The organism is Paenibacillus endophyticus (genome assembly GCF_014192395.1).
Taxonomy (GTDB): Bacteria; Bacillota; Bacilli; order Paenibacillales; family Paenibacillaceae; genus Pristimantibacillus; species Pristimantibacillus endophyticus.
The window spans coordinates 244,161-262,025 of sequence record NZ_JACHXW010000008.1; the positions used below are offsets into that span (position 1 = coordinate 244,161).

Below are 17,865 nucleotides of genomic sequence, written 5' to 3' on the forward strand. Positions count from 1 at the left end.
CATTATATAAGGTAGTTTCATATTGTATAGAAGACTATTAGAAGAGGAGCTGAACAAAATGTCTTGCCAACCTTTTTGCCCAACCGTACGGGTGTACGATCCTCCTGTCACCGTCGTTAATGACGTTTTCCACCCGCAAATCGTAGAGGTCGTCCACCAAATCAACGTCGTAAATCGCCATCATTGCGTACCTTGCGAGAAGCATCTTTATCAGTACTGCTATCAGGATGAAGTGGCTTCCGAACAGAACAGCAACAACTCTAACCGTTCCCAAAGACGTCATAGAAGCGGTAAATCTTATATTTCCAAATCGAAAAAGAAAAAAATGAAATAACGGATTCATGGACGTTCAAATAGAGAGGTTGCCTTTTCGAAGGCGCCTCTCATTTATTTGCCGCTTTTGCCTATTCATATCTGTTCTTACATAACGCAAAAAGCAAAAAAAAAAGACCTATTCGGTCTCTTTCTTTGAAACTGCCTATGAAAATTAATCAATAATACGATTCCTTGCGGTATTCCGTAAAATGAAATAAGCCCGTTCGATGATTGGAATCTCTTACCTTCTCGATTATTTCGCACAAGCTAACCATCGAGTCCGCATCTCTCGTCGACGAGGCGATCTGATATAGGGTGTTAAAGCTGCCCAAAGCATTTTCTTTGTTTACTGCCCCCGTTTTCAGATTCATTAATACGCGCTCAATCTCGCTGTTAATGAACCACACAATTCTTTTTCTAAGATTTGAATTAATCATGAGCAACCCTCCGCTGTCAATGAAATAGTACCTGTTTAGTATAGCCCTGACCCTGCCAAAACGTTGTCGAAGCGCGAAGTCGAAACACACTTATTTACCAACAAAAAGCCCGTTCCTTCACGCACATTGCGTAATGGAAAAGGCTTCTTCAATAAACTATTCTGAGTCGATAGATTCAATTCGGCAGTAGATGATGAGGACATCTGTCGGATATTCCGTATTTCATATTTTTTTCGACAAAACGGTTGCTGCATTTAAATCCGATAGCTGACAAAGGCTATGTATCGGCTGTCCGGAGACCATGAGTTAACATTAATGGTCCCTTGGCCTCCAAAAAGCGTCACCAATGTTCTCTCTTCACCGCCGCTGACCGACATGATTCGGATTTCAACCTCTTTGTTTGCAGGATGGTCATTCGGTGCAACATCCCCTTTCCGATAGGTCAAAAACGCGACTGAAAGCCCGTCAGGAGAAACATGAGGGAACCAATTGTTGCTCTCATCGAAAGTCATTTGCGTCTGATCGCTGCCATCCGTATTCATCCGCCACACCTGCATAAAGCCGGTTCTTGTAGAATTGAACCATATATGGCGTCCATCAGGCGAATATTCAGGTCCGTCATCAAGGCCAAGCGTATCCGTTAACCGTGTCTCCGTACCTCCGGCAGCGGGAATCGTATAGATATTATAATCACCGCTGCGTTCTGCACAATAAGACAGCGTCATCCCATCTGGCGACCAGCCATGCAGATAGCTAGGCGCAAGTGCCGTTACCAATTCAGGATGACCGCCTTCTATCGGAATGATATAAATGCGGGAACGCCCGTCCTCCTGCGTATGATGGCTAATCGCCAGCTTCGTTCCATCGGGAGAGAGTACATGATCATTATTGCAATGGATGGCATATCCCGAATCGATGCGTGTGCTCTCCAGCGTCTCAAGCTCAAATCGATACAGCTGGCCTTTGCTGTTATAAATCAAATATTTATGATCCGCCGTCCAATTCGGCGCTTCGATTACATAATCGAACTCTGCCAGCGTTGTACGCTCGCCTGATTGCGTATCGACGATTTCCAATACACTGTATATCGATTGCTTTTCCAATGAATTGACCCCCGCTTCCTGCTTGTCCATTCCAGTACCTTCCTCTCTGCCCAGATCATGCGGTTCCTGTTCTATTCTTTTTTTATTCTCGTTATAACGCATAATGGCTACCGGAAGATTGCCAAGTCCCATTAATATCGTTCCAAATATAGGTGCAAGCTGATAAAAGGTTGGCTTTTGCACGCCATTCCCGACTGGACCTGTTTTAGGCTGACTAACGTCCCAATAGATATAGGCGATAAAGAAAATCGGCATAACGATACAGAATACACTTGTCACGATATACGCGACATATTTATTCATACGATCTCTCCTATGCCCAGTATCCTCTGTGCAAGTTTACACCGTTGCTGTTTCACCGGGCTTTAGTACCAATCCCTTTATTCCTTTACTTTCTAGAAGCTGTACGTAATGCTCTGCCTCTTGCCGGATAACCGGGAAGGTGTTGTAATGCATTGGGATGACGAGCTTAGCATTAAACCATTCAGCAGCCTGCAGCGCATCTTCGATTCCCATCGTGTAATGGTCGCCAATAGGTATAAATGCAATGTCAATCGCATGTCTTTCGCCGATCATTTTCATATCGCTGAATAGCGCGGTATCACCTGCGTGCAGAACAGTTAAGCCTGCCATATTGACGATATAGCCTGCAGGCATGCCTCCGTAAATAATCGTTTTCTCATCGGATAACACGATCCCGGAGGAATGAAACGCTTGCACCATTTTCGCCTTGGCAAATCCAAGATCTACCGTCCCGCCGATATTCATATCGATTGTTTTTACGCCTTTCCAGGACATATAAGCTGCAAGTTCGGCAATCGCAACTACTGGCACATCATTGCTTTTGGCAATAAGATCTGCATCCAATATATGATCCATATGTGCGTGCGTCAGAAGTATAGCGTCTGTCTTGATCTCCTCTGGCTTGGTCACAGCAAGCGGATTGCCTCTCAGAAAGGGATCAATCACAAGTGATTTGTCTCCATCAACCATTTGAATACAAGAATGTCCATGATAAATCAATTCCATTGTATACTCAGCCTCCGCTAGTTATATTTTCTATTCGATATTTACACGCATCATTTGATATGTCTTAGTTGAAACTTACAGCCGCACGATTGCAATAACGCGGGCTACGGAAGAATCCGCTTGAATTCGCAGGGGTAACGCAATAACCTCAAAGGCTGTTACGCCAATTAATCGGTCTACATGAGCTAGATTTTCGATGATTGGTATTTGACCGCTGAACAAGGCTTGATGGCATTCGTATGGAAACTTGTCTGGTGAAGGCGTATCCAATCCGAGCATTTTTACTTTTTTGCGAATGAGCAGATCAACAAACGCTAAGGATAATGTCGGATAGTCCTCAAAATAGGCAGTCTGGCCATAAAGCTTGCTATGTCCTGTATGCACAAGCACGATATGCCCCTCCTGAATGAGGGCTTCATACTCTTCCTTGTACTCGACAAGGTTAGTTCCACTCGTATCAATCAATATCCCTTCCCCAACAAATGTGGTGATCGGAATGTCACTTATGTACTGCTGCACATCCTGCAAGTGCATAGGGCCATCGATATGGGTGCCTGCATGCATGTTGATGGACAATTGATGATTGTTGAAGCCGTTTATGCCGAATTGCTGTGTATGGATAATGATCGTTTCGTCATCCCCAGGGTATACAGGCATACCGCTCATCACCGTATGGGTTAAATCAATAACCAAACTGCCGCAGCTCCTTTCTCCATTGCTCATTCATCATTGCTTTCTTTGCGTTCCGATCTTACTTGAAAACTATAACATATCTGTACATCATAGAAAAACATGGAGTGGCGCAAGGATAATCGGACATTACCTGTACATGCTAGAGATGCGGATGGGAGGCAATTGAGGAGTTCAGCAGATATACTGCGGAGATGCTTTCTTAGCCTTTAGAGCGCTTGCCGCAATATGGATGCTTTAGTGGAAAGTGAGGTTTGGATTATCTTGCGTTTCATTAGCTGCTTGCGATGCTCGCACCCGTGTGTGAAAAACGCTTCATCATTAAGGAGTTCTGCCAGCGCGCAGGACGCGGCCTGAGAGGCGAGATCCTCGTCTTCGAGCAAGTAATATGCGGCTTGATAGGCATAGTGTTCATGCTGCTTCAATATCGCAGCCCTCTGCATGATCACGCTTCTTGTCATCGTATCCAATCCCTTCCTTGCAGCCTATAGTCGTCTCATTAACTCAACTATACACAAGACGGTAGCGCTCACCTAGTACCATATTTCTATGGTACCAGGCAGCGTCGGGAAAGAAAAAACGGCAAGCATTGGAATATCCAAGCTTGCCGTTTTTCGAGCCGTTAAGCTAAAGGAACACGCTTAGACAAAGCTTCAAACTTCACTAAGTGCGGATTGATCTGCGATTGAAGATTTTTCAGGTACACAAGCGTTGCTTTGTTCGACTTAATTAATGAAGGGTTTTCGTTAAAAGCAACGGAGTAATGCTTTATAACATTGCCTTTTTTGTACTGAATCAGAGGGAATTTCCCCGTTTTCCAAGCGTCCTTCATATTAACGTTCGTGCCTGTAATTTGCAGGTTCATCTTAGCATCTTTGTAGTTGTAGCTGTAAACGGGATTCGCCTTCGTATGTGCAACGGAGTAGCCAGCAGCAAAAATATCATTGGCAAATGTACCGAACTGGATTTTGTGATAGTCAACCACGCCATTAATATTAGTAATTTTCGTATTTAACGAACCATTTCCAACCTTAATATCGTTTTTCCATTCGCCGCTGTATGTAATGACAAAATCTTTGCTGTCTTCCTTGTACTTGTTCACGTACGTACCCGTGCCGGTACGTTTGCCGTTAACCCAATCACCGGAATACGATTTCGTGGAATACCATGACATTGTACCTTTACCGTGCGGTTTCCCATCTTTTAATTGACCGTAATAATTTTCGTATTTGGAAATTTGCAAAAACTCTTTTTTGGCGCCAGCTTCAACTTTTGCAGCACCTCCACCTGCCGTTAACACAAATACCAATGCAAAGCTGAACAACATCATGACCGTTTTTTTCATTGACCATCACTTCCCCTTATCTAGTTATATAGTATCATTCTATTAGGATAATAAACACGGTATGCGATTTCGAAACAGGTTTTAAACATATTTAGGGTTTTATTTCATTTGTTTATGCGTCATCAGTCATACATCCTCCGTTGTTATGGCATACAATGCGTGGTCTTCCCATTCGCCGTTGATCTTTAAGTAGCGTTTGGCCAGCCCTTCATACCGGAAACCAGCTTTCTCCAGAACGCGAACAGACGCCAGATTTCGCGGCATTACGCCTGCTTGAATACGGTGAAGGCCTACTTCCGAGAATGCATACTCAAGCACTAATCCAATTGCTTCGGTCATATATCCCTTTCCGTTATGTACCTCATCCATGAAAAAACCTAGACTGGCATTCTGAAAGGGTCCGCGGACAACGCCGGAAAGCTCGATTCTCCCCATTAACGATTCTGATTGTTTTTCAAATACACCAAACACATAATTACGGTCTTCTTCTGCTCCCTTGATGCCTGCTTGGATAATCCGCCGCTGCTCTTCCAGCGTGAAATATTCATCCGGCCGGATCGGCTCGAAAGGCTTAAAAAAATAATAGTTCCGCTGTCTTATTGCATGTAATTGTTCCGAATCCTTGTCAGCCATTAGCCGAATATACACGCGATTATTGTTCATTCATTCGATCTCCTCCATGTTCTAAATTATTTTGAAAATTCTGTCCTCTTTTCTGTATAGATTTACAAAACTCACACATAATAACCTCACATCCCATGAAGGAGTGATTGAAATGAGCAGAAGAAATTCGAATACATTGGTTGTACCGCAAGCAAGAGGCGCGATTGAGCAATTGAAAACAGAAGCCGCACAACAACTTGGCGTAGCCTTCTCACAAGATGGTTACAATGGCAATCTGTCCACACGCGATGCAGGTTCAATCGGTGGTTATATTACAAAAAAACTTGTTCAAATTGCGGAGCAGCAACTTGGCCAACGCAACTTCTAAAGCAGCCTTCGAAAAGCCCTCCGAACTCTGGAGGGCTTTTCTTCTGCGCCTACTTCCTTAAATGGTAAGGTACCGTTGCGATAACAACATCCTTCTGCGCGTACAGATAGGCACGCAGCATCAAGCTCGTTTGATTGTGCAAGAAGTAGTGCCACCAATGCTTTGTAATAAACTGCGGGATAAGAACCGTAATATGATCCGTTTCGGAAGTTTTCCACTCAATCGTATCAATAAACCTCATGAGCGGTCGAATGATGCTCCGATAGCTCGAACGGAGTACGATGAGCCGCACTCCAGGATTCCACTCCTCCCACTTTTTATCCATCCGCTCAATATCCTCGTCGTCGAACCCGACATAGACAGCGACTACGTTGTCCGTCAATGACTTCGCATAACTAAGTGAATGATTAACGACGCGAGTGATACCAGCGATTGGCACAACAATCGTGCTCCCTTTGATAACAGGCTTATCTTCGGTCAAGTTGATCCGCAGTTCATTCGCCATATTCATATAATGACGATGAATGCCATAAAACAACATGATGACCAGTGGAAGGAAAATAAAGACCATCCATACATGGCTGAACTTCGTAAATATGAAAATAAGCGTAATCGCAAGCGTGGTGAGCATACCGATCGTGTTTATGATAAGACGCGTCTTCCAGCCAGAAGGTTTCAGCTTAAACCAACGCACCATCATTCCAAGCTGAGAAAGCGTGAAAGGAATAAATACACCAACCGCGTATAATGGGATTAAATTTTCTGTGTTGCCATGGAAGGCAATAACAAGCATTGCTGATAACACGCCCAATATAATGATGCCGTTCGAGAACCCAAGCCGGTCGCCGCGTGCCATAAACATATTTGGCATGTATTTATCTTTCGCCAGCATGAAAGCAAGCAGCGGGAAAGCAGCATAGGCCGTATTCGCAGCCAAAAATAGAATGAGTGCGGTTACTCCCTGAATGATATAGTAGACAACGCCTCTTCCGAATGTTGCGTTCGCGATTTGCGATACAACAGTTTCTTTCTCATTTGGCATTATGCCGTACCAATAGGCCAGCAAGCTAATGCCGATAAACATCGCACCTAGAATCGTTCCCATCATGATCAGCGTCTTTGCTGCATTGCGTTCGGCAGGCTGTTTGAAATTCGGTATCGCGTTAGACATAGCTTCCACGCCTGTTAATGCAGAACAGCCTGAGCTGAAAGCCTTTAGTAGCAAAAACAAGCTTATGTTCGATACCGTTGTGCCAAGCTCCGGGACTGCCGCATGCGCGCCGCCTGCCATAAACTTAACAACACCTGAAATGATAAGAATAAAGATGGCAATAACAAACAGGTACACCGGCATGGCTAGTACGGATGCAGACTCTGTAATTCCCCTGAGATTAATGATCGTCAGTATAACAATCATGACTAATGCGATGGAAACCCGGTGATCATGCAGCGATGGAAAAGCAGAAGTGATCGCGTCCGTTCCCGCAGACGTGCTAACCGCAACCGTCAGGATATAATCTACGAGGAGCGAGCCCCCTGCCAGCAAGCCTGTAGAAACGCCGAGATTATCCTTTGCTACGATATATGCCCCTCCGCCGGCTGGGTAGGAGAATATCGTTTGCCGATACGATAAAATAAGCACCAGCAATAGTCCTAATACAGCTATTGATATGGGAATCGAATACCACACCGCCGCGAGTCCGGCAACCATCAATACGAGCAGTATTTGCTCTGTTCCATATGCAACAGATGATAGCGCATCGGAAGAAAGGACCGCGAGCGCTTTCAGCTTGCTAAGCTTTTCCCCTTCGATCTCCGAGCTTTTCATCGGACGCCCGATCAGAATCCGTTTAAACCTGCTAACCATGTTGACTCCCCATTCCTTAACCATAGGTGTTGATAACTTGCTTCCTTGTTTAACGGCAACAAAAAAAAGCCGCAGGAAAGTAAGGACTCTCCCGCAGCTTTCCAAAAAAAAGTTGGATGGCTGGCGTTAAGTTCCTCTCTTGGACGCTTACGAGGTTAGCTGACGGATTCGGGCGCAAAAGTCGCCCTACGGTTGAAAAACTCCAACCGATTCACCCCTGAGCACGGACCACTTGGATCCCGCTCTTTGGTTCCCCCGATTCTTTGTCAGAATTCAGCGATTAAGGATTATAGCAATCAATCGTTTGCAATGATCACGCTCTGAATCTTACTCCTCTGCAAAGCCATTGTAAACGAGCATAAATGGCTGAATTATTTTGAATTGGAACATCGCGCATTCATTTAACCGCTTACATCGTGATGAACCTTTCCATATCACGTTTATGCTCTTGTTATCTTCACTATACATCATTCAAGCGGTGTAAGTTATACTTTACGGAGCTAATGGAACGATTGCATATTGACAAATCGGCTGCCTTTTAGAGCACTACAAAAAAAAGCAGCCATCGAGGCTGCTTTCTCCATTACCCTTTTTGAATTTTAAAATGAAACTCCCACTTCGCAACGTTCCCGGAATATCTTCCGCGGTTTTCTGTAACCGAAACTTCCAGCGTCTTAGTCACCGCTTTTGCACCAATTGCCGATACTTTAACACTTGCATCCGTTGCACCGTCGTCTGGATATTTATCCTGCTCCTGTGCCTCTGCCCGCAGCTTAATGAGATCGGACGCTTTAAGATTGAGGACTATCGTCGCGCCCTCCTTCACTTCTTTCCCGTTTATCGTTGCGCCGCTCCACCATTCATTTCCGACACTGTTTTTCTCGATAAGCTCAGCGCTTACAAATGTGACCTTTATCTTGATCGTCTTGGCGGCTGCAAACAACGGCTGTGTTGATAAAGTTAAGAGAAGAATGATGCTGATGAATACCGCGATAATTGGTTTCTTCATGTTGAAATCCCCTTTATTATCTCTATTATTCCAATATATTCTATCACGACAATTGGCATAGGTCTACGGACTCTATCATGTTTCTAACATACTCTTATGATTATGAGTAATCATGGTTATTCCTTTCAAATGACGACTCTCTCAAAAACAAGGAACACGCGGCATGGATGTCGAATACTGCCGGAAGAGAATCCAAAAGGAGGAGGATACTGTATGTCATTCCCTTTCAAAGCTGCCGATTATCCTTCGAGCCCTGGCTGCTATCTCATGAAAAATAACGATGGCCGGATTATCTATATCGGCAAATCCAAAAACCTAAGAAGCCGGCTTCGCTCTTATTTTTCAAAAAAGCAAACCCATAAAAAAATCATCCAGCTTGTGCAGGAGATTGCATCAATCGAAGTTGTTCTTGTCAATAATGAGGCGGAGAGCCTATTGCTTGAAAATAATTTAATTAAAAAGCATAAGCCTTCATTCAATAGAGCATTGAAAAAAGATAACAGCGGATACGCCTACTTGCAGCTTACGGCTGAACCGCTTCCAAGGCTGGACGTCTATTACCGGAACCGTACCGGCAATGCACATCCCTGTGAGCTTACAACTCCGCAACGACTAGGACCATTCAAAAACGCGAGATTCCGGGATGCGCTGCTTGAATTTGTAACCGAGCACTACGGCCTCCGCACCTGCAAAACGATGCCCAAAAAAGTCTGCTTGCTCTATCATATCGGAAAATGCAGCGGCGTATGCGAGGAGAAAATTTCAAAACAGGAGTATCTGAGCAATGTCGATCAAGCCTCGGCGCTGCTTGCTCATCGCGGCAAGGCGTTAATTCAAACGCTATATCAAAAAATGGACGACTATGCCTCTCAAATGGAATTTGAGAAAGCGCAGCAAATGCTCGTCAGCATAAGAAATTTGGAGCAAGCTTCTGATAAGCAAATCGTTGATCGAGAAGCGTTCATTGATCAGGATGTTGTTTACTTCGGGTCCTTGCACGCGATGGTCGCGAAGGTGCAGGCAGGCATGCTAACCGATTTCCAGCTGTACAAGCTTGAATCATGCTCCGAAGATGCCTGTGACCAGTTTCTAATGACTAGATACGCGAATGAAATGCCAGATGAGCTGATCGTGAACAGGCTAACCGACCGAAGGAAGGTTCAACAGTTTTTCAAAACCAAACGCCGAGCCCCGCTCCTCCTCACCGAGCCCAAACGAGGATTAAAGCATGATCTGCTGCAGCTGTGCAAGCATAACTACGAATATCGCATCGAACATTTGTCACCGACAAGTAAGTAGTCTGCTTAGAATCTCATTCATTCGCCTGAGCTACCTGCTCTGTTGGTTTTTTTCCTGCACCGAGAATAGACAAATCCTTCTGAGCCTGCCATAACTAGATTATGAGTTAATGCGATCCTGAATATTCTTCAAGCTCGCTTGCTGGATCAAACTTTTCTTTGCTCATGGCGAAAGCTGCTATGAGTGCGATAAGGGAAGGTATAATGGCCCAAGCGAACGTTTGAGTGAGCGATAAAGACAATGCCCCTGTTATTTGATCTAGTACAGGCGCTGGCATATTGTCCCGTGTTTCTGGAGTCAAGATTTTGCTCGGATCACTTAAATCAATAACTCCTCCTGTCGTTCCTTCGCTGCTGAATTTAGAAGCCAACTGTTTCATGAAAATATGGCTTTGGATAATACCGAACACCGTAATGCCAAGTGTCATGCCGAGCTCCCGAGTAAAGCTAAGCGTCGAGCTTGCCGAGCCGCGCTGCCTTGCCGCAAATCCGTGAATTGCCGCATTGCTTAGCACCGAGAAGGAAGAACCTATCCCGAGCCCGACCAAGAACATAAACACAGTAACCATAAACCGCGAAGAATTCGGGGTCAGCGCGGTAAGCCATGCAATTCCAGCAACAAGCAGCACTAACGTCGATATCATAATGGAGCGGTAAGTAAATTTGGAAAGCAGGATACCACCTCCCGCCGCCGTTATAACAGAACCAACCATCATTGGAAGCAGAACAAGGCCAGAATTCGTTGGTGAACCGCCAAGAACCCCTTGAATATAGATTGGAATGTAGACAGAAGCCGTTATAAAAGCAGCGCCGCTGAATATAGCCATCATATTGCTCGTTGAATACAGACGGTTTCTAAACATGCTGAAGGTGATGATCGGTTCTTTCGCATGGCGTTCGATAAAAACAAAACTAATAATTAGAACCGCAAAAGCGAAGAACAAACCTATAATCTGCGCAGAGTCCCAAGCATATTCCTTGCCGCCAAGCTCAAGCGCGAACATCAAGCAAAGAATGGAAGCAACAAGCGCAAACGCGCCAAGATAATCAATCTGTTGCTTGGCATGCTTCACCGATTCCTTATAGAAAACAGCAATCAAAAGGAATGCAATAATACCTACAGGCAAGTTAATATAAAATATCCATGACCAATGGACATAATCCGCCATATAAGCGCCAATAAGCGGTCCGAAAATGCTGGAGATCCCGTACGCGGCACCGAATAATCCACCAATCTTGCCTCGTTTCTCCGGCGCCACAACATCGAACATTATCGTAAATGCGATCGGCACGAGAGCTCCCCCGCCAATCCCCTGTATCACCCGATAAATGCTCAGCTGTACGATTGAATCCGCCGTGCCGCACAATGCAGAGCCGATCATAAATACGAGGATACCGAAAATAAAAAATCGCTTACGTCCGTACATATCCGATAGTTTACCGAATATCGGCATGCCTGCCATCTCTGCGATCATATATGCTGAGGTCACCCACATCAGTTTATCGAATTCGCCTAAATCCCCTACGATTGTACCCATTGCTGTTGCTAATATCGTATTGTCCATCGATGCCATAAGCGTTGCTAACAGCAGCGCTGCTATAATCACGCTGACATTATTTCTTTTTGCAATCATCCTGATTCTCCTTCGCCGTTCCATTGCCTTGCTTTACCCGGATTAGGACGCCACTTCATACCTGCTCTGCCCTACTCCGATCCTATGCTGCAAACATTTCATTTCATCAGCGACGACTAAAGACCTTCCGCCAATATTCGCTTTAAGAACACGCCTGTATACGAGTCGGGCACCTCTGCGACTTGCTCAGGTGTTCCTGCAGCCATTAGTCTCCCGCCAGCCGCTCCTCCTTCAGGTCCGATATCTATGACCCAGTCAGACTCCCGAATTATTTCCAAGCTATGCTCGACAACGACCACCGTGTTTCCCGAGTCGACTAGCTTATCAAGCAGCGATTGCAGCTGTTTGATGTCTGATGGGTGGAGCCCAGTTGACGGTTCGTCCAGCAAATAAAGAGTATGGAGCTTGGAATTTTTATTCAATTCTTTCGCGAGTCTAATCCGCTGTCCCTCGCCTCCAGATAAGGTTTTGACCGATTGCCCCCATTTCAGATATCCAAGCCCTACTTCGCATAACATCGCAATGAGGCTTGCCAGCTTCTTATCCGATGTCAGAATTGGTAAGCTTTCCTGCACGGATAGATTCAATAGGTCCGAAATAGAGAAGCCATCGTATTTAATCTGCAGAACCTCTTCTGTAAATCTTTTACCCTTGCAATCATGGCATTTCACCTCTAAGTCAGGCAAAAAATTCATATCAACGGTTAGGACCCCTAATCCTTGACAGGTCTCGCATCGCCCGCCAGGCGTATTGAATGAAAAATGCTTTGAGGTCAGCTTTCTCTGCTTAGACTCCGGCAAGCTGGCAAACAACTGGCGAAGATGCGTAAAAACATCCGTGTATGTTGCAACGTTCGAGCGCTGCATTCTCCCCATTGGGGCCTGATCAAAAATCACGATATTGCCGATGTGCTCCAAACCATTTATTGCTGCGCAGCCCGGCTGATCGGATCTGCTAGGGTCTCCTTTTGCAACAATATCGAACACGAAGGTGGATTTGCCAGATCCTGATACTCCCGTTACGGAAACGAATGATCCAAGCGGAAATGAAACTTCAGGAATCGTTACATTGCGCACATTTGCTCCACGGATGGTAATGTGCTGCCCATTCCCCTTCCTTCGAATGCGAAGCGGTGCCGGCGTTTTTTCTTTTCTTAAGAACGCCCCCGTAACCGAACACTCGCTTAACAGCAAATCCTCCAATCTGCCTTCGCCAACGACAGCTCCGCCGTTAATACCTGCTCCCGGCCCAATATCGATAATATGGTCGGCAGCTCGCATCATTGCGAAATCATGCTCGATAACGAGGACGGTATTGCCTAAATCGCGCAGCTGCTGCAGTACCTGAATAAGACCTGCCGTGTCCCGCGGATGAAGTCCGGTAGTGGGCTCATCCAAAATATACAATACGCCGGTCAAGCCTGAGCCGAGCAGCGAAGCAAGCCGAAGCCTTTGCGCTTCTCCCCCAGACAGCGTTACCGCTTGCCGATTCAAGCTCAGATAGCTAAGTCCGACGTCTATGAGCCGTTTGAGCCGTATTGGCATATCATTAAGAATCGGTTCAAGCACATGCAAGCCCTCTGGAGGAATGGCTGCTTCCAGCCCCATTGCCCATTCATGCACAGCACCGAGCGACCATTCCGATACGTCTGTAATCGATGCACCTGCCACCTGTACGAGACGGCTCTCTTTCTTTAATCGCGCACCAAGGCATGCTGGGCAAAGCTGCTCATGAAAGAAGCCGCCATCTTTCTCGAATGAGCCAGCCTCCCCTTCCTTCTCCTTATAGCGTCGCCATAAACCGGGAATAACGCCTTCGAACTTTGTTCCTTGGACGGGCTTTACATCTGGGTAATGCGCTTTGAATGCCTCGCTTTCAACGCCGTAATAGAGCATATCTCGCTGAACTTCGCTGTATTCCTTCAGGGGCTGGTCTGGGTCAAACCCGCATCCGTAATGCTTTCCTGCCGCAACTAGAATCCGGATTTGAATGTCGCGGTGCACGCCGTTTAGCGAAGCAACTCCTCCATCGCGCAAGCTAAGGTCTGGATTAAATACCGCTGATTCATTGATGCTTGCCACATGCCCAAGGCCGCTGCACGCTTCGCAAGCTCCTTCCGGTTTATTGAAAGAAAAATGCGACATGCCGAGAAGCTCCAGCTCTTCCTTGCAATGCGGGCAGTTCACCGCCTGATGGTGCATATCCTCATCATCCTCCGCCAGCACGCCAGTCTGCTCAAAAACAGGCGAGATGCTGCCGCTGCAGGACGGACATTTGCGCACGCCCAATCTGGAAAAAATAAAACGAACGTACGTATAGATATCAGTCACCGTCCCTACCGTAGATCGGGGATTGCGGTTCGTCACATGCTGTCCAACGCTGATCGACGGGGACAACCCTTCGATGGACTCTACTTTTGGCTTTCGAATGGAATCCGAAGACATGCCCATCGATTCCATAAACTGTCTATGGCATTCCCTTTGGAGCGTATCCATAGCCAACGTCGATTTGCCTGAGCCTGACGGTCCAGTTAGGACGACGAGCTTATACTTCGGAATGGATAGCGACACATTCTTCAAATTATTTTCCCTCGCGCCTTTAATACGGATTGATTCTTTCACAAAAAATCCCCTCTCATTGCCCATTCATCCATTCGGTAAAAGAAATCATGCAAACAATTGGTGTTTTTGCAAAGCTTTGTGCCTGTTTCCTTTTGCAAAAAAGTTCTATTTTCGTTAAAATAAATGAATATTGCACGCATCTATCAAGTATCTTGATATTAAAAGTATCTCGACAATCAAGATACTTTTATCTTAAAAGGAGGGTTGCCGTTTGTCAAGCAAGCAACAGCATCAACCAACAGCGCTTCAAGAAAATTTCACGCTCGGCATGCGCAGCCTGGGAAGCCGGACCGTGCTTTACCAGCAAAGCGTTGCCGCTTCTATCGGCTTGTATAATAATGATTTTTTGTCCATTGATATTCTCCGTGAAAAAGGACCCATTACCGCTGGTGAATTATCGAAGCTTACCGGTCTTACAACAGGCAGCGTCACCTCTTTAATTGACCGACTTGAGAAAAATGGCTTTGTTCGCAGACAAAACGATCCGAGTGATCGTCGCAAAGTCATTATCGTCCCTATTTATGAGCAAAAAGAAGAAATAACAAACACCTATATGCCGCTGCATGCTTCTATGGTGAAGCTGGCAGCCTTATACACGGATGAACAGCTGGAGCTCATTACGACGTTTTTAGGCAGAGCAAGCGAGGTTCTGGAAGAACAAATCCAACAACTCAATAGCAAACCACGGAGCTAGCTTTTTTCCGGTACGATGTAAACATCCAAAAAAAGACGCTCCTCCCTCTCGTCATTTGACCTCGGGGTAACGTCTTTCATCTTAGAACTTGAGCGAAGGAGTATGTATATGTTTGAATCCAAACCGATTAACGGCACAAGAGAGCAAAATTACGAATCAGTCATTCAGCAAATGGACGCTCTGCTAACGGGGGAATCCGATATCATCGCGAACCTGTCCAATACATCAGCATTGCTAAATCAATTTTTGGATCAAATCAATTGGGTAGGCTTCTATCTTTATCGCGATGGAGAACTCGTTCTTGGCCCCTTCCAAGGATTGCCTGCCTGTATTCGCATTCCGTTATCGAAAGGCGTTTGCGGAAAAGCTGCAAGCGATAAAACTACTGTCAGAGTCGGGAATGTTCATTTATTCCCCGGGCACATTGCCTGTGACTCCGCATCGCAATCGGAGATTGTCGTACCCATTATAGTCGGTGGCGAGTTATTTGGCGTTCTGGATATTGACAGTCCGATATTGGACCGGTTTGACGAGGTGGACCAGCACTACTTAGAATTGTTCGTCAATCAATTGAGCACGCACTTATAGCTTATTGTCTATTGTCCTACAGTGAAACAGAACAGGCTGCCGATTATATATCCGGCAGCCTGTTTTTGATATGTATTTCTAGCTTTTTCTTTTTTCCAGGACGGCAAAATAATTGCCTTCATTATCAGCAAAGTTAACTGCTCTTCCTATAGGCATATGTACGAGCTCGCCGACCGTAATCTCTTTTTCCGAAAATCTTTATACCATTACCATTCATCAAGGTTGTCCGAGAAAAACAATAAAGACGGTGTTAGGAGATTTAATTCTGGCTGCATTTTAGCTATCAATTCTTTATTGTGGAGAATAATGCTTGTTGCTGCGTCATTTGTTGGCGCAATTTCAATCCATCTGATGAACTCGTTATTTTCTTCTGAAACGAAGCTGAACCCTAATTTCTCTGTCCAAAATTTCAATGACTCATCTTGATTATTTACATATAACATAATCTGACCAACTTTAGTTATCATTTGCTCGTCTCCATTCATCCGTTTGGAATGTTTTCCTTCACTGATGGACAAGTATCGCTAAGTTGACATTCAAAATTATACATGATCTTACGCCCCCATTTAATGAAACTTCCATGAATCTGCGCGCTGTTAGCCGTCGATCCATGACGTTGCACCGTAAATTCATAAATAAATACGTGCTGGCAAGCTTAAGACCCGTAAGTTGTCCGCTTCATTCCGAAGCATCCTTTCTTACGGGTCCGTACTCGATTGGAAAGACTATTTATTCGAGCGTTTTTTGGAAGAAATTTTAGCGCGTTTCTTTTTTTTCACGCTTGAAACCATAACGTTTTTCTCCGTATGCGTGTATTGATGCTGATAGACTGGGCAGCAATGATGCTGTTTCACCGTTTCGATATTTTGAATGACATTTACAAGCTGTGGATGGTAATAGTTTTCGTATTGCGTAATAGGAGGATCATAAATCGTCTGCGTCGGACAATCGGGACAAAATTCAGCTTCGTTCGCGCCGCCTACATTTCCCATATTATTGTAATAATTACGGTTCACAATAATTATCCCCTTCCTGATTTGGAATACACCTTATTGTATTCACGAACAGGAGAAACGACCTGTACGCTTGACCCGCAAGGCAATGGCCTGCAAGGTTTGAGCGGTTTACAGGCGAGAGATTTACCGTGTACCTTCAAATCCACTCCACGCTTGTTGTCCCCTCTTGCTTCTGACTCTCGCACCTTCGCCTGGGCTAGCAACGCCAATCAAGTCTATTTTGTTACATCCATAAATGCTCTAAAATTTTCAACGATTTCTTTGGACCTCGTATGATGCAAATAATGCCCTCCTTCAAAGGTCATCAATTTGCCGTGAACAGACTCTTTGACTTGCTCTTCGTGCAGCGGTATCCAGCCTTCTACGCCCGTGTTGTTCGCTTGTATAAAGAAAACAAGCGGCAGTTCTTTTGGAAACGTTAAACCTCTTGCTGCTACAAAATTAGAATAAATATGTTCCATCTCATTTAAAGTGGTGGATTCATACATGTTTTTGAGAGAGAGCAGTCTCATTTGTTCTTTAGTCTCCTCATCAAAAGGCAGGCCCGCATAGGGATCTTCTCCGAATTTCAGCATCAATCTGCCGAATCCGGATTGTTTGAGCAGTTTAAACGTCCCGATTGGAAGCTCAGCATCCATTCCGCCCTGCGTAGGAACGCTGCTGTCGATTCCTGCAAAAGCACTCACTTCGTTCGGATACTTATTGACATAATCGATCCCGTAAATGCCCGCAATAGAGTGGCCCATTAGTATATAACGGTCAATTTGAAGACTCTGCAATGCTTCATGAATTTCACTTACAATATTTTCAGTCGTTCGTTCTTTCGTCGTTCCGTCACTTAATCCATAACCAAACGGCTCGATTGCAACCACTTTATAAAACGGAGACAGCTCATCAATCAGAGGCTTAAAATCAAGCGCAGGTGCTGCCGTTCCATAGCCTGGCAGGAGCACGATTGTTTCGTCGCCTTCTCCTTGAATGAGAACATTCATCTGTTTCCCATCTACGGGTACAAGCTGACCATAGGCTTGAATTTTCCCTTTTTCCGATTTGCTGCTTACCTTATTAACTATAAAGACGATAGCTATAAAAACCACGACCGCTATAACAAGAACGGCTAACGATTTCAAAATAATCTTACCCATTTTTTTCATTTTGCTTGCTGGTTTAATACCCGTTGTTGCATCCGACCCCATTTTCATTGCTTCTCGTAATTTCACTCACATCT

Annotated in this window: 18 protein-coding genes, 1 pseudogene and 1 riboswitch; of the genes and pseudogenes, 5 read left to right on the top strand and 14 right to left on the bottom strand. The window is 45.1% G+C overall.

What is annotated here, in order from left to right; genetic code table 11:
• Positions 1-58: 58 nt before the first annotated feature.
• Entirely contained in the window at positions 59-334 is a 276-nt protein-coding gene (locus tag FHS16_RS15690) for a hypothetical protein (protein ID WP_183564126.1), read from the top strand.
• Positions 335-491: 157 nt separating this feature from the next.
• Here the strand turns inward: FHS16_RS15690 and FHS16_RS15695 are convergent, their stop codons facing one another.
• The 7 genes from FHS16_RS15695 to FHS16_RS15725 form a co-directional block, all read right to left on the bottom strand.
• Positions 492-752 (bottom strand): hypothetical protein, encoded by a 261-nt coding sequence (locus FHS16_RS15695; protein WP_183564129.1) that lies wholly within the window; start codon positions 750-752, stop codon positions 492-494.
• Positions 753-1,006: 254 nt separating this feature from the next.
• Complete coding sequence (locus tag FHS16_RS15700) at positions 1,007-2,158, bottom strand: TolB family protein (RefSeq protein WP_246431767.1); 1,152 nt, start codon at positions 2,156-2,158, stop codon at positions 1,007-1,009.
• 36 nt (positions 2,159-2,194) lie between these two features.
• Complete coding sequence (locus FHS16_RS15705) at positions 2,195-2,884, bottom strand: metal-dependent hydrolase (protein WP_183564132.1); 690 nt, start codon at positions 2,882-2,884, stop codon at positions 2,195-2,197.
• Positions 2,885-2,959: 75 nt separating this feature from the next.
• Entirely contained in the window at positions 2,960-3,577 is a 618-nt protein-coding gene (locus tag FHS16_RS15710) for a cyclase family protein (protein ID WP_183564135.1), read from the bottom strand.
• A gap of 206 nt (positions 3,578-3,783) precedes the next feature.
• Positions 3,784-4,035, bottom strand: coding sequence for a hypothetical protein (locus FHS16_RS15715; RefSeq protein ID WP_183564138.1), 252 nt, complete (start codon positions 4,033-4,035; stop codon positions 3,784-3,786).
• Positions 4,036-4,196: 161 nt separating this feature from the next.
• Positions 4,197-4,919 carry an MORN repeat-containing protein gene (locus FHS16_RS15720; RefSeq protein WP_246431768.1) on the bottom strand — a complete coding sequence of 241 codons (723 nt, stop codon included), beginning with the start codon at positions 4,917-4,919 and terminating at the stop codon, positions 4,197-4,199.
• A gap of 126 nt (positions 4,920-5,045) precedes the next feature.
• The gene (locus FHS16_RS15725; protein WP_183564143.1) at positions 5,046-5,582 is read right to left on the bottom strand and encodes a GNAT family N-acetyltransferase; all 537 of its coding nucleotides are present in this window, start codon (positions 5,580-5,582) and stop codon (positions 5,046-5,048) included.
• 112 nt (positions 5,583-5,694) lie between these two features.
• On the opposite strand from FHS16_RS15725, the gene FHS16_RS15730 reads away from it, so the two are divergent.
• Positions 5,695-5,910 (top strand): alpha/beta-type small acid-soluble spore protein, encoded by a 216-nt coding sequence (locus FHS16_RS15730; RefSeq protein WP_138752092.1) that lies wholly within the window; start codon positions 5,695-5,697, stop codon positions 5,908-5,910.
• 49 nt (positions 5,911-5,959) lie between these two features.
• On the opposite strand, the gene kimA is transcribed toward FHS16_RS15730, so the two are convergent.
• On the bottom strand, positions 5,960-7,777 hold the full coding sequence (gene kimA / locus FHS16_RS15735; protein WP_183564146.1) for a potassium transporter KimA: 1,818 nt from the start codon (positions 7,775-7,777) through the stop codon (positions 5,960-5,962).
• Between the two features lie 129 nt (positions 7,778-7,906).
• Positions 7,907-8,066: riboswitch (cyclic di-AMP (ydaO/yuaA leader) on the bottom strand.
• A gap of 294 nt (positions 8,067-8,360) precedes the next feature.
• Positions 8,361-8,786, bottom strand: coding sequence for a hypothetical protein (locus tag FHS16_RS15740; protein ID WP_183564149.1), 426 nt, complete (start codon positions 8,784-8,786; stop codon positions 8,361-8,363).
• Positions 8,787-8,999: 213 nt separating this feature from the next.
• On the opposite strand from FHS16_RS15740, the gene FHS16_RS15745 reads away from it, so the two are divergent.
• The gene (locus tag FHS16_RS15745) at positions 9,000-10,085 is read left to right on the top strand and encodes a GIY-YIG nuclease family protein (RefSeq protein ID WP_183564152.1); all 1,086 of its coding nucleotides are present in this window, start codon (positions 9,000-9,002) and stop codon (positions 10,083-10,085) included.
• 106 nt (positions 10,086-10,191) lie between these two features.
• Here the strand turns inward: FHS16_RS15745 and FHS16_RS15750 are convergent, their stop codons facing one another.
• Positions 10,192-11,718, bottom strand: coding sequence for an MDR family MFS transporter (locus FHS16_RS15750; RefSeq protein ID WP_183564155.1), 1,527 nt, complete (start codon positions 11,716-11,718; stop codon positions 10,192-10,194).
• A 116-nt stretch (positions 11,719-11,834) separates the two neighbouring features.
• On the bottom strand, positions 11,835-14,339 hold the full coding sequence (gene uvrA, locus FHS16_RS15755; RefSeq protein ID WP_183564158.1) for an excinuclease ABC subunit UvrA: 2,505 nt from the start codon (positions 14,337-14,339) through the stop codon (positions 11,835-11,837).
• A gap of 268 nt (positions 14,340-14,607) precedes the next feature.
• Between uvrA and FHS16_RS15760 the strand changes: the two genes are divergently transcribed.
• Together FHS16_RS15760 and msrC are read left to right on the top strand one after the other, a co-directional pair.
• Positions 14,608-15,033 carry a MarR family winged helix-turn-helix transcriptional regulator gene (locus FHS16_RS15760; protein ID WP_183564256.1) on the top strand — a complete coding sequence of 142 codons (426 nt, stop codon included), beginning with the start codon at positions 14,608-14,610 and terminating at the stop codon, positions 15,031-15,033.
• 108 nt (positions 15,034-15,141) lie between these two features.
• Positions 15,142-15,621 carry a free L-methionine (R)-S-oxide reductase MsrC gene (msrC, locus tag FHS16_RS15765; RefSeq protein ID WP_183564161.1) on the top strand — a complete coding sequence of 160 codons (480 nt, stop codon included), beginning with the start codon at positions 15,142-15,144 and terminating at the stop codon, positions 15,619-15,621.
• A gap of 78 nt (positions 15,622-15,699) precedes the next feature.
• On the opposite strand, the pseudogene FHS16_RS15770 reads toward msrC, so the two are convergent.
• The 3 genes and pseudogenes from FHS16_RS15770 to FHS16_RS15780 all read right to left on the bottom strand — a co-directional run bounded on the left by FHS16_RS15770 (position 15,700) and on the right by FHS16_RS15780 (position 17,833).
• Positions 15,700-16,088, bottom strand: a pseudogene (locus tag FHS16_RS15770) (VOC family protein).
• 258 nt (positions 16,089-16,346) lie between these two features.
• Entirely contained in the window at positions 16,347-16,637 is a 291-nt protein-coding gene (locus tag FHS16_RS15775; protein WP_183564164.1) for a hypothetical protein, read from the bottom strand.
• A 215-nt stretch (positions 16,638-16,852) separates the two neighbouring features.
• The gene (locus FHS16_RS15780) at positions 16,853-17,833 is read right to left on the bottom strand and encodes an alpha/beta hydrolase (RefSeq protein ID WP_376769674.1); all 981 of its coding nucleotides are present in this window, start codon (positions 17,831-17,833) and stop codon (positions 16,853-16,855) included.
• Positions 17,834-17,865 lie beyond the last annotated feature (32 nt).

Coding starts and splice junctions, on each gene's coding strand:
- FHS16_RS15690 (WP_183564126.1), top strand. CDS start 59: ATGTCTTGCCAACCTTTTTGCCCAACCGTACGGGTGTACGATCCTCCT.
- FHS16_RS15695 (WP_183564129.1), bottom strand. CDS start 752: ATGATTAATTCAAATCTTAGAAAAAGAATTGTGTGGTTCATTAACAGC.
- FHS16_RS15700 (WP_246431767.1), bottom strand. CDS start 2,158: ATGAATAAATATGTCGCGTATATCGTGACAAGTGTATTCTGTATCGTT.
- FHS16_RS15705 (WP_183564132.1), bottom strand. CDS start 2,884: ATGGAATTGATTTATCATGGACATTCTTGTATTCAAATGGTTGATGGA.
- FHS16_RS15715 (WP_183564138.1), bottom strand. CDS start 4,035: ATGACAAGAAGCGTGATCATGCAGAGGGCTGCGATATTGAAGCAGCAT.
- FHS16_RS15720 (WP_246431768.1), bottom strand. CDS start 4,919: ATGAAAAAAACGGTCATGATGTTGTTCAGCTTTGCATTGGTATTTGTG.
- FHS16_RS15725 (WP_183564143.1), bottom strand. CDS start 5,582: ATGAACAATAATCGCGTGTATATTCGGCTAATGGCTGACAAGGATTCG.
- FHS16_RS15730 (WP_138752092.1), top strand. CDS start 5,695: ATGAGCAGAAGAAATTCGAATACATTGGTTGTACCGCAAGCAAGAGGC.
- kimA (WP_183564146.1), bottom strand. CDS start 7,777: ATGGTTAGCAGGTTTAAACGGATTCTGATCGGGCGTCCGATGAAAAGC.
- FHS16_RS15740 (WP_183564149.1), bottom strand. CDS start 8,786: ATGAAGAAACCAATTATCGCGGTATTCATCAGCATCATTCTTCTCTTA.
- FHS16_RS15745 (WP_183564152.1), top strand. CDS start 9,000: ATGTCATTCCCTTTCAAAGCTGCCGATTATCCTTCGAGCCCTGGCTGC.
- FHS16_RS15750 (WP_183564155.1), bottom strand. CDS start 11,718: ATGATTGCAAAAAGAAATAATGTCAGCGTGATTATAGCAGCGCTGCTG.
- FHS16_RS15760 (WP_183564256.1), top strand. CDS start 14,608: ATGCGCAGCCTGGGAAGCCGGACCGTGCTTTACCAGCAAAGCGTTGCC.
- msrC (WP_183564161.1), top strand. CDS start 15,142: ATGTTTGAATCCAAACCGATTAACGGCACAAGAGAGCAAAATTACGAA.
- FHS16_RS15780 (WP_376769674.1), bottom strand. CDS start 17,833: ATGGGGTCGGATGCAACAACGGGTATTAAACCAGCAAGCAAAATGAAA.